The following is a 12,859-nucleotide window of genomic DNA, read 5'->3' as shown; positions in this document are numbered from 1 at the left end:
ATTCTTCCCCCCTATTCTTCGTAGCTTTCTAAACGAGCATCAAATTCTTCCTCAGATTCATTGAAGCGCATTACGTGAATATCTTCTGGTTCAAAAAAGAGTCCAACCTTGGCACCTTCTGTGGCTTTCCTAGTTGAATGAACCATCCACTCATTATGGTCTTCATCGTGACAAATAATCTCATAATGAACGCCACGAAACAACTGTGTATCAACTGTCACAACTAGTTTACCTTTATCCGCTGTAGTAATCGTTAAGTCTTCTGGACGTAATACGATTTCAACAGCTTCATTTTGACGCATACCGCCATCTACACATTCAAAGCGTTTGCCGACAAATTCAACGAGATTATCTTCAATCATCGTACCGTTAACAATATTACTTTCTCCTACAAAATCAGCCACAAAATGATTGATCGGCTCATCATAAATATCGACAGGCGTTCCACTTTGCACAATATGCCCTTTGTTCATCACAAAGATCTCATCACTCATAGCCAAAGCTTCTTCTTGATCGTGAGTCACAAAAATAAAGGTAATACCTAAACGTTGTTGTAAATCACGAAGTTCATATTGCATATCTGTCCGTAATTTTAAATCTAAAGCCGACAATGGTTCATCTAATAATAAAACCTTTGGCTCATTGACAATGGCACGTGCGATGGCTACGCGTTGACGCTGACCACCTGACATTTCACTGATTTCACGGACCTCATAACCAGGCAATTGCACCATCCGTAACGCATCTTTGACTTTTTTTTCAATTTCTTTCTTGGGTATCTTTTTGATTTTCAAACCGAATGCTACATTATCAAAGACATTCATATGGGGAAACAAAGCATAATCTTGAAAAACCGTATTGACCTGACGTTTATTTGCTGGAATATCATTGATTCGTTGCCCATCAAAATAAATATCCCCCTCAGTAGCATCGACAAAACCTGCTAAAATACGTAAAATCGTGGTTTTCCCACAACCAGAAGGCCCTAAAAGAGTATAAAATTTCCCTTGTTCAATCTCAAAACTAACATTTTTTAATACTTTTTCATCATCATATTCTTTCACAACATTTTCAAACGTAATAATATTTTTTTTCACTCGTTAATGCCTCCTATTAATAAAAGTGAAGCGGGCTCATTTAGTCTCGACTGAAAAACAGGAAATTATAACTGAGGTGTTCTTTGCCTCATTTATAATTTATCTTTTTTCCGAGAGAGTAGTCCGCGTAGCTAGATAAATTTAAAAGCTAAAAGAGCTCGTTTAGCCTTGACAGGAAAATAGGAAAAAATAACTGAGGTGCTTTTTACCTCATTTATTTTTTATCTTTTTCCCGAAAGGCTAGCTCTTGAAGCTAGATAATGCATGGTAAAAATGTTTAGCTCCGACAGAAAAATAGGAAAATGGGAGGGTGCACTTTATGCCACAATCAGATTTTATCTTTTTCCCGAAAAGCTAGCCCTTAAAGCCAGATACTATAAATAAGATTCCGTAGCCACAATCAATACGCGACTTTTTCCTTTTGAATGATTGATTAACTGATGTGGTTCTGTCGCTTGATAATACATGGCTTCCCCTTTTTTAGCAGAATAAGTCGTTTCACCTAAGATCAAAGAAACAGAACCGTCGATCACATAGATAAATGTCTCAGATAAAGAAGGTTCAAATGTTTTATATTCACCATTCTTATCAAAAGTCAATAAAACTGGCTCCATTTCTTTTTCATTCGATTCGGGAATCAGCCACTTCAATTCATAACCATTTTCTTCATCGTAATAAAGTGTACTATCTTCATTTCTATAAACAATTTTTTGTGCCAAGGTTCGTTCACTAAAAAATTGTTCTGGTGTGATCCCTAAAACTTCGAGAATATTAAAGAACGTTTCCATCGAGGGCGAACTTAAATCACGTTCTAACTGAGAAATATAGCCTTTCGTTAAATCAGTTCGCTCACCTAATTCTTCTTGTGTTAAGTTTTTCTGCACTCGTAAATTACGGAGCTTCTCACCAATCTCCATTGTCCCACCCCTTTTCTATTTTTTAACTCTCTATAAGTTTGCTAATACTAAACTACAAGTTTAATTTTACTTTTTCTAGTATACGAATTTTTCAAAAAATAGCAACTAATTTTAATAAAAAAATTTCATTTTTTAGCATCATCTTATTCTTTTATGTTAACACTGATTGGATTATTTTAACAAAATAAAAAAGTGTCTGTTAATCAGACACTTCTTCACTCTTACTAGTTCTTATAAATCTTTTTTTACCAACTTTGCATGGAATTACGTAATTCACCAACAACGCAATCCCCATACCGATGAAGCTATCAACAACTCTTGCAAATGCATAACCATATGATTGATTAGCTGGGATCATAAAAACGATCGTCAACAGTGTTGCACACGCTCCAACTGTTCCTTCGTGATACCCTAAGCTAGCCAGTAATGCAATCATCAGTGTAATAATTACTGGAATAAAAATCAGCTGTACTAATTCTGTCCTCCCCAGCCAATTAAATATTGCAATCACTGCGATAGACATGATTGCACCCATTACATTCCCAATAATACGATGCTTGCCGTATCTCAAGGTATTTTCCATATCTTCTCTCAAAGTGAAGACGGTTGTGATTGCAGCAACTACATAGGTTTCTCGTTTTAACAAAATACTGACTAAAATACAACAAAAGACACTTAACCCTGTTTTAAATGTTCGCATACCGATCTTAAATTTCAACAAACTAAATTCCTTTCAAACTTGATCATAGAATGAGGGCTCTCAATGCCTTACTTTAGTTGACCAATTCAACTAAGTAAAGACTATTCTTTCTCATTTTACCCTATTTCGGCTTAAGTATCATCCTAAAATCCAAAAGAGTTCTCACATTATTTTATGAACTATCTGTTTAAATCATTACGATCAGATAAACAAGTTCTACTAGGAATCATTTTTTATTTAGTGTAATCAACCTTATTCATAACAGGTATACCCGGATGTGTAGCAATAAACGTATTAATCACCTGTTCTTGTTCCTCAGACGTATTAAAAACACCTAAAAACAAGGCTTCAGACTCTTCGACTTCTTGTTTTGTCAGTTTTTCAGAGCTAGTCCCCATAAAACCATTCCGCATTCTGTACAAATATTTTTTTCCATATCATAACTCTCCTATTAGTTGGTTTTACAAGTCGTTCATTTTCCGCCACATTCTTAACGTTGTTGGCGATGTACTAAAAAGAGCTGCAATTTTCTTTTGATTGTAGCCTTTTGTCTTATAATATAAATATTCTTTTCGCGTAATAGTTAGTTTTGGAAAATTCTTTTTAATATCTGGTTCAATCAAGACTTCTCTTAAGCTTTCAATTTGTTGCGTAATATTTTTCTTTGTTCCCAGTCTGGATATGTATCAATCAATGCAATAATTCTTAATCGCACCATGCGTTGCTCTTGTTTTTTCTTATGATCCATCACAGATCGTGCCTCTTTTCTGTTTACTGATAATTATTTATTCATTCCGTAGTGTATATAATCCTGCCAAAGTTGATCGACCGCTTCTTTTTCATTTTTTTTGATTGTGAGATTTAATATCGGGTTATTAGATATGATATTGGTGAACTCATACTTATCAGCTTTTCCTTTAGCATGACATAAATTGATTTTAGTCATGCTAGTATTCGTTGGATATTTAATCGATACGTCCCGCTTTTTAATGACTTCTATCACTTTTGCAGCGTCACTTTCTTGCTCGATCACGGCTGAATATTTTTTATAAATGTATTCCTTCATACTATGTTTGTCCTTCCTTTTCTATTTTTAGTGATTTATTTTTACAAGGTTTACAGGATCCATTTATGTAAAAAAAAATTCTCTTACTGTTCTTTTGTTTTTTAATTATGTTATTTTACTAAGTATACAGGATGACTCGGCTTGATTTTTCCCATTAAGTAGTGAATCTACAACTACTTTTTGTCTAAATAAATCAATTGAGGTCAGAACAGTAGTCACAACTAGTTATGGTGTAAGATCAAATAAACTGCTAGACGGCTCTTCATATAAAACAATTTGGTTACCATTAATGCCAAAAACCTTCCCTGTTAGTGCTCCATCCATTTGGCTTAATTTATATACTGTATCAGCTAAGGCTTCACTTGTTCCTATTTGCCAATAATCTGGAAGAGGCTGATTTTTCTTATTATATTTTTTCGCTATTTTATTCATTACTGGCATTGTCATGTCGGTCAAAGCTGCTGGCGCAATGGCATTCACTTGAATGCCATACTTCTTTCCTTCAAGTGCTAAAGACTTTGAAAAACCAATGATCGCAGCTTTACTTGCACTGTAATTAGTTTGACCAAAAACACCGTAAATTCCTGCCGTTGAAGTCATCGTGTAAATTTTTTTAGAACCAGATTGTTGCATCATCTGCTTAAAAACAGCCTGCGACAAAGTGAATAAGGAACTTATATTGGTGCTAAGTACTTTTTCCCACTGATTATCTGTCATTTTACTAAACGTGATATCTTCACAAATACCACTATTCAAAAAAAGATAATCAATTCGACCAAATTTTTTTATCGTATCGGTAACAAAAGCTAGTGAAGCTTGTTTATTATTGATATCGACGGTTCGCAAAAAAAGACGGTTTTCTTCAGGATATGCTTGTCGCAAAAGAGACACATTTTTAGCATTACTTGAAAATGAAGCAACGATGAACTGCTTCTGTAGAAATTTATCAACCAGAGATCGACCGATTCCGCGTGTACCTCCTGTAATCAAGACAACTTTATTTACCATTAATTTTCCCCTTTCCAAGACATTTCACACCATAAAAAAGTTCAAAGTTACCATCTGTAGCAATCACTAAGCTAGCCGTTTGGTTGATTATCAACGGTTGGAGTAAGTGATATTCAAAGCTAGTTACCTCATTAAGGTTCAACCATTCTTTTAAGTATCCTTCAATGCGTGCCATTAGTTGGATACCATACACAACACCTGTCTCATGAACTGGATTTTTATCTTGAGAAATACCTTGATAAGCAACTAAATCAGCTTTTGTAAATCGAATTTTTTTCAATAATTATCACCTCACATAAAGATCGCTTTCACAAATTGCCATGACTTGTTTTTCATAAAAAAATAGTAGAGTGTACGTCCAGCATTCACCATGGGGTTTCTGTTTGATTTCGGTTCGTTGTAATGTACACTCATACTCTTGGTTTATGGTTAAATTTTGGTTTATTTGGATGTTTTGCCTCACTAATAGATATTCTTTGTCATGTAGTTCAGGTGTTGAAAAAGCTTGCCAAAAAACTAATAGATACGCTTTAGGCCAATCTGTGCCTATATAACCAACAACTTTTTTATACTGTTCAATTGCCTTTTCTTCGATAAAGATTTTTGTCATGCGATCACCTTCTTAATCAAAACCGCCGTTCCTTGCCCACCACCAACACACATCGCAGCAATACCATAGCGAAAAGACTCATGCTGTTTTAATTCCGTCATCAACCTTCTAACTAAGATTGCACCTGTTGCACCAAAGGGATGTCCATAACTAATTGCCCCACCTGAAACGTTGAGTTTTTCTTTAGGCCAATTCGTTTCAGCTAAACAAGTCAACATTTGAGCTGCAAAGGCTTCATTGACTTCCAAGCGATCAATTTGCGCCATAGTGATGCCAAAACGGGCCATTAACTTCTGAATTGCAACGACTGGTCCTAACCCAAAATCAATTGGTGCTATCCCAATTGATACACCTCCAACTAATTCAAATTCTGGTTTTATATCATGTTGTTGGCAAAAAAGGCCACTTGCCAATAGACTCAGCGCCGCACCATCATTTAATGGACAGCAATTACCTGCTGTAATCGATCCGTCAGCTGAGAACTCTGGAGCAAGCTTCTTTAATTTTTCAATTGATGTCTCTTTTCGTGGACACTCATCTTCTGTTATATCTTCATATGGTATTATTTCCTCTGTAAAAATAGCCTCCACTTTAGCTGACTGATATCTTTTTTGGCTAAGAAGAGCGTATTGGTCCTGCATTTCTCTGGAAATAGTGTATTTTTCAGCTAGAATTTCACAAGCAATACCAAGATCTGGATCACCAAAAGAACCTGCTGATAGGCTTTGACGTTTCAACATTCTTGGCGGCACACCGTATAATCTTTTGGGACGTTCAATTTGCCATGGCGCTCGACTAGTACTTTCAGCCCCGCCACACACAATAAGCTGACAATCCTGGCTGATCAATTTAGCTCTGGCAACAATAAAAGCTTCTAAACCTGAGGCACATTGCCTATCAATGGTGAAAGCCGGAGTTTCCTCGTTCAATCCGCCTAATAAAGCTATTTTACGTGCAACATTTCCACCTCCTGCTATGATATTCCCAATGATAACTTCATCAACAAACGGTTTTATTTCAACATTACGGTCCATTAATTTTTCCAATAATACTGCGCCTAATTCTTCTGCAGTTGCTTGTGCCAAGGCTCCACCATACTTTCCTATTGGCAAACGAGCACTATCAATGATATAGATTTTTTCAGTTTGCATTTGGCCGCTCCTCTGTGATCTTATTTAGTGAAAAGGTCGCTCGTTTGCCGCTAGGGTTTACCTTAAACGTTTGACGGTCAACGATTTCATCAATTTTCCCTTTAAAAACGAGTTCTTTGTCTAAGTATGCATTAAGCCGCTCTACATTCAATTTTTGCGACCGCCAACTAATCATTGCAATGACTTTTTGCCCAAGTATTTCATCGGGTGCACTGACAATCTTTATGTCCTCAATTTCAGCTCGTTTTCTTAAAGTCGTTTCTAATATAAAGGGAATAATTTTTTCCCCACCTCGATTGATTCGTTCATCGACTCGTCCAAAATAGTATAATCTTTCTTGAATCCTCCCGAGATCTCCTGTTTTTATAAATGAATCAGGTTGCTGGATCCTTTCTTTACCATAATACCCTTGAAAGTTTAGTGGACTTTCCACAGTAATTTCACCAATGCCATAATCATCAGGATTTAAGATTTTAACCTTCACACCTGTAAACAACTTGCCTAATTCATTTATATCTGGGTTCTTTTTTTGATTGATTGCAATAAAGCTAGTTTCAGAACTTCCATAGAAATCTGACAACTTAGCATTAGGAAAAAAGGTAAAAAAATCACTTCTAAGAGTATGATCAATATATTCGCCTGATAAGATCACATGAAAGTAACTGGAATTCGTGCCTTTTTCTTTCTTAAAAAAATCTCGGAAAAATGTCGGAACACCAAAAATTTGTAAGTTGGAATATCTATCAATTCTCTTAAATAACTCAGCTAGATTTTTTGGCTTAAGTAAAAAGGTTTTTCCTAAATACAGAGCGTTCAACAATGCAAATAAACCCAATGTGTAATTTAGCGGAGACAAACAAGCCACATAAGCTCCTGCTTCCATCCATTGTTCCTTGTCTAACCCTTGAAAGCTTTTTATCCAACTTTCATGGTTTCTAACAAAACCTTTGGGTGCTCCTGTTGTTCCAGAAGTAAAACCAACAAAAAGAGTGTCGTCAGGAAGTTCAGTCGTAATAGTTGGATTCGTAAATCTTTTTGTTGTTCCACCAAAATAGACTGCTGCTTTAAATTGATCAGCAATCGTCGCTATTTTTATTGCAGAAGGCGTTTCTTCTAAGGGAACAAAGATTTTTTGGGATCTTAGACAGGCAAAAAGTGTGGCTACCGTCTCAAGGTCACGTTTTAAAGGTAGTAAGACGATGTGCTCTTGGATCAATCGAAGCTCTTTTGTCTTTTTAACTATTGCTTGTTCTAGTTCTCCATAACATATTGACCTATCGTCGATCATCAGGGCTATTTGCTCTTTTGACCCTTGCCATATATCGATCCTCATTTTTTATCCTCCCGAAAAGTATAATCCCTTAAATGCAAAGTGATCCAAGTTGCTACAATTGCTTTAAGCGTATCGACCGGTAGAAAGAAAGCAGCTATTTTAAGCCCTGAAAACCAAGAGGTCTGACTAAAATAAGCTAATGAGAAACTGCCACAAAAATCAATCATAAACGCTCCTCCAATCAAGTAAATCAGAAAAACAGTCCAGAAATTTAATTTTTTAACTTTTTCAAGCATAAAACCAATCGTAAATGCAGAAAAAAGATAGCCAATTAAAAATCCTGTACTTGGACCGTAAAAAACTGCTGGGCCGCCTCGTCCTCCTGATAAAAGGGGGAATCCTACTAAAACTAACAGTAGAAAGCTCCCAACAGTCAAGGTTCCCCAACGTTTACCTAAAAATCCTCCTGCTAACATAATCATCATATTTTGCAAAACAATTGGTACACCGATTCCAGGAATCGGAATTGCTATAAACCCTGAAACAATAATCAATGCTAGAAATAGCGCTATCTTAGTCAGTACTTTTGTCTTCATTTGAAGTCCCCTTCCAATTGTAAACCTATTTTAAAACAAAGTTAACAATAGTAAACCAAAAAAAATTATATTTGGCAAGAACTTTTTGTTTCTCCCTTCATTCTTTTCACCCAAAAAAAAGTTTAAGTCGATTTTACCAAAGAAAAAAAACAGAATATGGTATGATAGTAACAATCAAATAAACATCTAAATAAAGGAGGTTAGCTACAGTGAAATTTTCAGCACTAAAAATTAATAAACACGAGGAAAATATTGCTCTAAACATAGAAGAAACAACGATTGATGCACTATCTCAAGGTGAAGTGGTCATTCAAGTTGCTTATTCTTCCGTCAATTATAAGGATTCACTTGCCGTAAAACAAAATGGTGGTGTCATTCGTACGTATCCGATGATTCCCGGTATCGATTTAAGTGGGACTGTTTTGTCCTCTCAAGACGATCGCTTTAAAAAATCTGATAAGGTTCTCGTAACAGGTTATGGATTAGGCGTTACACAAACAGGAGGTTTTGCCCAAATCGCTCGAGTCCCAGCAGAATGGATCGTTCCTTTACCAGATAATCTGACTTTAAAAGAAGCTATGCTTTTCGGTACTGCCGGCTTTACGGCAGCCTTATCAATTCAAGCTCTTGAACAACATGGATTACCTCAAAATAAAGAAGCCACAATTTTAGTTACTGGGGCTTCTGGCGGTGTAGGATCTTTAGCAATTGCAATGTTGAAAAAATTAGGTTATGGGAATATCATTGCCTTAAGTCGAAAAAAAACAGTTACTGATTCCTTGAAAAAAATCGGAGCAACTAAAGTTCTTTTACTAGATGAATTTATTCCTGAAAAAATTAAACCCTTAGCAAAACAAGCGATTGATTTTGCTATCGATACTGTTGGTGGCGAGGTTACTTGTGCCCTTTTATCCCAACTTAGTTATGGTGGTAGTATTGCGATTTGCGGAAATGCAGCAGGAATTAAGTTAAACACAACTGTGTTACCCTTTATTCTAAGAGGAACAAATTTATTAGGGATTGACTCAGTCAACGTGCCAATGAATCAACGAGTAGCTATTTGGCAACGTCTAGCAACTGATTTAAATGTAAGTCAACAGGCGCTAACGAATGAGATTTCTTTAGAAGAACTTTCAACGATTTTTGACCAATTACAATCTGGTACTCATCATGGTCGTACTATCGTCAAAATGAAGTAAAGGAGCATCACATAAATGAATATTTTAATCACAGCAGGTGGAACTTCAGAAAAGATTGATAATGTCCGTTCCATCACGAATCATTCGACAGGACGTTTGGGAAAAGAAATCAGTGAACACTTTTTAGCTAACGGTCATCACTTAACTTATGTAACAACTCCTCAAGCTGTCAGACCAAAAGCAGAAGAAAATTTGACCCTTATTGAAATCGAAACAACAAAAGACTTAGAATCAGCTTTGCTTGAACAATTTAAGCAGCAGTCGTTCGACGGAATCATTCATAGCATGGCTGTCAGTGATTTTACAACTGAAACAACTATGTCAGAAGAGACCTTTATTGAAAAACTGGCTGCTACACTAGCAAAACAGCCTACTTTATCCGATTTAACTAAATTAACTGAAGCTCTTTACCTTAGTCTGGATGAAATTGGTAAAACTAGCCAACAAGAAAAAAAAATCCCTTCCGGAACTGATCGCCTCTTGCTTTTTTTGAAGAAAAACCCTAAAATAATTGCAATGCTGAAGGAACAACAGCCACAGGCAATTCTTGTTGGATTTAAGTTGTTGGTCGGCGTTTCCAAAGAAGAACTGATACATGTGGGACAATCAATTTTAGCAAAAAATAATTGTGACTTCGTATTAGCAAATGATCTTGAAGAGATTCATGGAGATCAACATAAAGGGATCTTGATTGACGCACAAGGTCGAATCGAAACAGCTCAGACTAAAAATGAGATCGCTCAACTGATCGTAAACAAAGTTGAAGAAAAATGGAGGAACTAATGATGAAAAACATACTGTTAGGAATTTCCGGCAGTATCTCTGCTTATAAAGCTGCAGATATAACTAGTCAACTCACGAAATTAGGGTATAACGTTGACGTCATTATGACAACGAATAGTACCAAATTCATCACACCATTGACGTTGCAATCACTATCTAAAAATCCGGTCCATACCGATGTTATGGAAGAAATTGCACCAGATAAGATCAATCATATTGAATTAGCAAAAAAAGCAGATCTTTTTTTAGTCGCTCCAGCTTCTGCTAATATTCTAGCCAAATTGGCAAACGGAATTGCGGATGACATGCTTTCAACTGTTGCCTTAGCTTTAAAAGAAGAAGTTCCGAAGTTTATCGCCCCTGCGATGAATACGTATATGTACCAAAACCCAATCACACAACGGAATTTGACGATACTGAAAGAAGTTGGGTATCATGAAATTGATCCCCGTGAAGCATTATTAGCTTGTGGTGATTTTGGGCGTGGCGCTCTGGCAACCGTTGAGGAGATTGTTGCGACGATCAATGAAGTTTTAGCGAAATAATTTTGAGGAGTCATTTATGAAAAATACAAAAACATTTACCTTAACCGCTATGTTTTTAGCAATCTTGATTTTGTTATCCGCCGTTCCTTTTTTAGGGTTTATCCCAATTGGACCTATCAATGCAACCACTATGCACATTCCTGTGATTATAGCTTCTATTGTTTTAGGTCCAAAAATTGGTGCGTTTTTAGGCGGTGTCTTCGGAATCATCAGTATGATTCGCAGTACGATTGTACTATCTCCGTTGTCGTTTATTTTCTCACCATTTATTCCTGTGATCGGAACAGATCAAGGAAGCTGGAAAGCGATTATTGTAGCGATGGTCCCAAGAATTTTAATCGGTATCGTACCTTATTTTGTCTTTATCGGTCTTAAAAAACTAACAAAAAATAAACCGAGCTCTCAACCAGTCAGTTTATTCATCGCAGGCTTCCTAGGATCAGCTACTAATACGATTCTTGTAATGAACCTGATTTATTTTCTATTTAAAGATTCTTATGCACAAAGTATCGGCGTTAGTGGCGCAGCCATTTATACTGGTATTTTGACCGTTATCTTTACTAGTGGTGTTGTTGAAGCAATCGTTGCAGCAGTTGCGACTGTTGGGGTCGCTTCAGTATTATTACGTTTAGTGAAAAGGAATGCTACGCAGAAATTATAAAAAGATTGAGGCAGCTAATCCTGCCCCAATCTTTATTTTTTTTGTTTTTTTAATTTATAAGCATATTCACTCGCTTTAAATAACAAGCCATTAACTGGCAAATCAAATTCACCTATAAATTCATTTACGGTTGGGTTAAAGTTCGCTTTAAACTTGATCAAGCCATCACTCAAGCTACCTTCTAAGCCACCCATATTGCAAGACGTACAGCCTCGTTCAAAACATTCACTGATTGCGTCAAACCAGGTTAGATATGCAGGCATATAGCGCTTGTAGCGATCGTCCATCCCTGCATACAAAATCTCACTAGTTGACCCAAAGGTGATTGCTAAGGCTCCAGCAACCACTGCAATATCACCGGAATGGGCGATATTTTCTTCCAATTCTGTCATTTCACGCGTTAGAGAAAAATCAAGTTCTTCTAAATTATGACGTTTCTTGACTTGATTTTCTTTTAAATTCGCTAGATCCTCTTTGTTTTTATCAAAGCGTTTCTTAGTTTCTTCAAAACGTTCTTTTAAATTTACTTCTGCTAACATGATAAATGAATTCTCTGGATAGATCGTTAATAGTTTTTCAAAATAGTCGCTATTTCTCAATGAAATATTTTGACGTTCCGTCGTCAATTCAATCACTTTAGCAAAATCATCCACTAATTCAGTATGCCCCTTTTTAACCGTAACGCCTTTTTTCAGGGCTTGTTTCATCATTTTTTTTGTGCTTTTTGATAGTTGTTCTTCGCTGAAATCTTCTTTGTATATATTTGCTTGAAAACGGGGTTGGATCGTCGCATCCATCGCCATCGTCAAGCCTTGGTGTTTCGCTCCACTTGCGACGATATTATCAATGACTGATTGTGCCATTGGATCAATTGTTTGTTCTTCCCCAAGATGAAAATCTTTATAATGAACCGTTGGATCCATTTTTACGAATAAAGCGCGTTTTTGCTTACCGAACTGCTTTAGCTCTTTTAAAAAGAATGCAACTAGTTCTGAATTTGTATAATCCATGATTGGTCCACGTGGTGTATAAAGCATCGAAAATTTCATTGGTAGTGGTCTGATCAATACCAAGCTAGAGGCAACCAGGGTATCATTTTCGTAAACTCCGACAATTTCTGAGCCCCAATTATCTTTTACTTTTGCCCATGCAGATGACTGTAATAAATTGCATAAGGGATGGTTTTTCACAAATTTATCGTGTTCTTTGGCATCAACGCCAATTTTAAATTCAAACATTATAAAAAAACTCCT

General features: G+C 36.2%; 16 protein-coding genes. 4 read left to right on the top strand and 12 right to left on the bottom strand.

The features are described 5' to 3' along the window. Positions 1–11: 11 nt before the first annotated feature. The 11 genes from A5819_RS11765 to A5819_RS11715 form a co-directional block, all read right to left on the bottom strand. Positions 12–1,097: an ABC transporter ATP-binding protein gene (locus A5819_RS11765; protein ID WP_086278970.1), complete on the bottom strand. Its 1,086-nt coding sequence runs from the start codon at positions 1,095–1,097 to the stop codon at positions 12–14. A gap of 374 nt (positions 1,098–1,471) precedes the next feature. Continuing rightward, entirely contained in the window at positions 1,472–2,014 is a 543-nt protein-coding gene (locus A5819_RS11760; RefSeq protein WP_086278969.1) for a helix-turn-helix domain-containing protein, read from the bottom strand. A gap of 199 nt (positions 2,015–2,213) precedes the next feature. Next, positions 2,214–2,732, bottom strand: coding sequence for an aromatic acid exporter family protein (locus A5819_RS11755; RefSeq protein WP_086278968.1), 519 nt, complete (start codon positions 2,730–2,732; stop codon positions 2,214–2,216). A gap of 215 nt (positions 2,733–2,947) precedes the next feature. Continuing rightward, complete coding sequence (locus tag A5819_RS11750) at positions 2,948–3,136, bottom strand: hypothetical protein (protein ID WP_139843299.1); 189 nt, start codon at positions 3,134–3,136, stop codon at positions 2,948–2,950. 359 nt (positions 3,137–3,495) lie between these two features. After that, on the bottom strand, positions 3,496–3,780 hold the full coding sequence (locus A5819_RS11745; RefSeq protein WP_086278966.1) for a hypothetical protein: 285 nt from the start codon (positions 3,778–3,780) through the stop codon (positions 3,496–3,498). 225 nt (positions 3,781–4,005) lie between these two features. After that, positions 4,006–4,788 carry an SDR family NAD(P)-dependent oxidoreductase gene (locus tag A5819_RS11740; RefSeq protein ID WP_086278965.1) on the bottom strand — a complete coding sequence of 261 codons (783 nt, stop codon included), beginning with the start codon at positions 4,786–4,788 and terminating at the stop codon, positions 4,006–4,008. Continuing rightward, a complete protein-coding gene (locus A5819_RS11735) occupies positions 4,778–5,068 on the bottom strand; it encodes a hypothetical protein (RefSeq protein ID WP_086278964.1) in 291 nt (96 codons plus the stop codon). The genes A5819_RS11740 and A5819_RS11735 overlap by 11 nt, the downstream gene beginning before the upstream one ends. A gap of 6 nt (positions 5,069–5,074) precedes the next feature. Then, entirely contained in the window at positions 5,075–5,398 is a 324-nt protein-coding gene (locus A5819_RS11730; protein ID WP_086278963.1) for a hypothetical protein, read from the bottom strand. Then, positions 5,395–6,549, bottom strand: coding sequence for a thiolase family protein (locus A5819_RS11725; protein ID WP_086278962.1), 1,155 nt, complete (start codon positions 6,547–6,549; stop codon positions 5,395–5,397). Before A5819_RS11725 ends, A5819_RS11730 begins: the two co-directional genes overlap by 4 nt. Beyond that, positions 6,539–7,882 carry an AMP-binding protein gene (locus A5819_RS11720; protein WP_086278961.1) on the bottom strand — a complete coding sequence of 448 codons (1,344 nt, stop codon included), beginning with the start codon at positions 7,880–7,882 and terminating at the stop codon, positions 6,539–6,541. Before A5819_RS11720 ends, A5819_RS11725 begins: the two co-directional genes overlap by 11 nt. Continuing rightward, positions 7,879–8,418 carry a biotin transporter BioY gene (locus A5819_RS11715; RefSeq protein WP_086278960.1) on the bottom strand — a complete coding sequence of 180 codons (540 nt, stop codon included), beginning with the start codon at positions 8,416–8,418 and terminating at the stop codon, positions 7,879–7,881. Before A5819_RS11715 ends, A5819_RS11720 begins: the two co-directional genes overlap by 4 nt. Positions 8,419–8,627: 209 nt before the next feature. Here A5819_RS11715 and A5819_RS11710 point away from each other — a divergent pair, with 209 nt between their 5' ends. Genes A5819_RS11710 through A5819_RS11695 form a run of 4 tightly spaced genes read left to right on the top strand, consistent with a single transcriptional unit; the run spans position 8,628 to position 11,606 of the window. Continuing rightward, positions 8,628–9,617 carry an oxidoreductase gene (locus A5819_RS11710; protein ID WP_086278959.1) on the top strand — a complete coding sequence of 330 codons (990 nt, stop codon included), beginning with the start codon at positions 8,628–8,630 and terminating at the stop codon, positions 9,615–9,617. A gap of 15 nt (positions 9,618–9,632) precedes the next feature. Next, positions 9,633–10,400: a phosphopantothenate--cysteine ligase gene (gene coaB, locus A5819_RS11705; RefSeq protein ID WP_086278958.1), complete on the top strand. Its 768-nt coding sequence runs from the start codon at positions 9,633–9,635 to the stop codon at positions 10,398–10,400. Positions 10,401–10,402: 2 nt separating this feature from the next. Next, positions 10,403–10,945 carry a phosphopantothenoylcysteine decarboxylase gene (coaC, locus tag A5819_RS11700; RefSeq protein ID WP_086278957.1) on the top strand — a complete coding sequence of 181 codons (543 nt, stop codon included), beginning with the start codon at positions 10,403–10,405 and terminating at the stop codon, positions 10,943–10,945. Positions 10,946–10,961: 16 nt separating this feature from the next. Further along, the gene (locus A5819_RS11695; RefSeq protein ID WP_086278956.1) at positions 10,962–11,606 is read left to right on the top strand and encodes an ECF transporter S component; all 645 of its coding nucleotides are present in this window, start codon (positions 10,962–10,964) and stop codon (positions 11,604–11,606) included. 32 nt (positions 11,607–11,638) lie between these two features. On the opposite strand, the gene A5819_RS11690 is transcribed toward A5819_RS11695, so the two are convergent. Next, entirely contained in the window at positions 11,639–12,844 is a 1,206-nt protein-coding gene (locus A5819_RS11690) for an aminoacyltransferase (protein ID WP_086278955.1), read from the bottom strand. Positions 12,845–12,859 lie beyond the last annotated feature (15 nt).

The sequence above is a fragment of the Enterococcus sp. 7E2_DIV0204 genome (assembly GCF_002140855.1).
Taxonomy (GTDB): domain Bacteria; phylum Bacillota; class Bacilli; order Lactobacillales; family Enterococcaceae; genus Enterococcus_L; species Enterococcus_L lemimoniae.
This window is presented reverse-complemented; position numbering and strand designations above follow the sequence as displayed.

Bases quoted from the DNA above. Each gene is read 5' to 3' on its own strand.
- A5819_RS11725 (WP_086278962.1), bottom strand. From the start codon at position 6,549: ATGCAAACTGAAAAAATCTATATCATTGATAGTGCTCGTTTGCCAATA.
- A5819_RS11730 (WP_086278963.1), bottom strand. From the start codon at position 5,398: ATGACAAAAATCTTTATCGAAGAAAAGGCAATTGAACAGTATAAAAAA.
- coaC (WP_086278957.1), top strand. From the start codon at position 10,403: ATGAAAAACATACTGTTAGGAATTTCCGGCAGTATCTCTGCTTATAAA.
- coaB (WP_086278958.1), top strand. From the start codon at position 9,633: ATGAATATTTTAATCACAGCAGGTGGAACTTCAGAAAAGATTGATAAT.
- A5819_RS11760 (WP_086278969.1), bottom strand. From the start codon at position 2,014: ATGGAGATTGGTGAGAAGCTCCGTAATTTACGAGTGCAGAAAAACTTA.
- A5819_RS11690 (WP_086278955.1), bottom strand. From the start codon at position 12,844: ATGTTTGAATTTAAAATTGGCGTTGATGCCAAAGAACACGATAAATTT.
- A5819_RS11695 (WP_086278956.1), top strand. From the start codon at position 10,962: ATGAAAAATACAAAAACATTTACCTTAACCGCTATGTTTTTAGCAATC.
- A5819_RS11745 (WP_086278966.1), bottom strand. From the start codon at position 3,780: ATGAAGGAATACATTTATAAAAAATATTCAGCCGTGATCGAGCAAGAA.
- A5819_RS11720 (WP_086278961.1), bottom strand. From the start codon at position 7,882: ATGAGGATCGATATATGGCAAGGGTCAAAAGAGCAAATAGCCCTGATG.
- A5819_RS11715 (WP_086278960.1), bottom strand. From the start codon at position 8,418: ATGAAGACAAAAGTACTGACTAAGATAGCGCTATTTCTAGCATTGATT.
- A5819_RS11740 (WP_086278965.1), bottom strand. From the start codon at position 4,788: ATGGTAAATAAAGTTGTCTTGATTACAGGAGGTACACGCGGAATCGGT.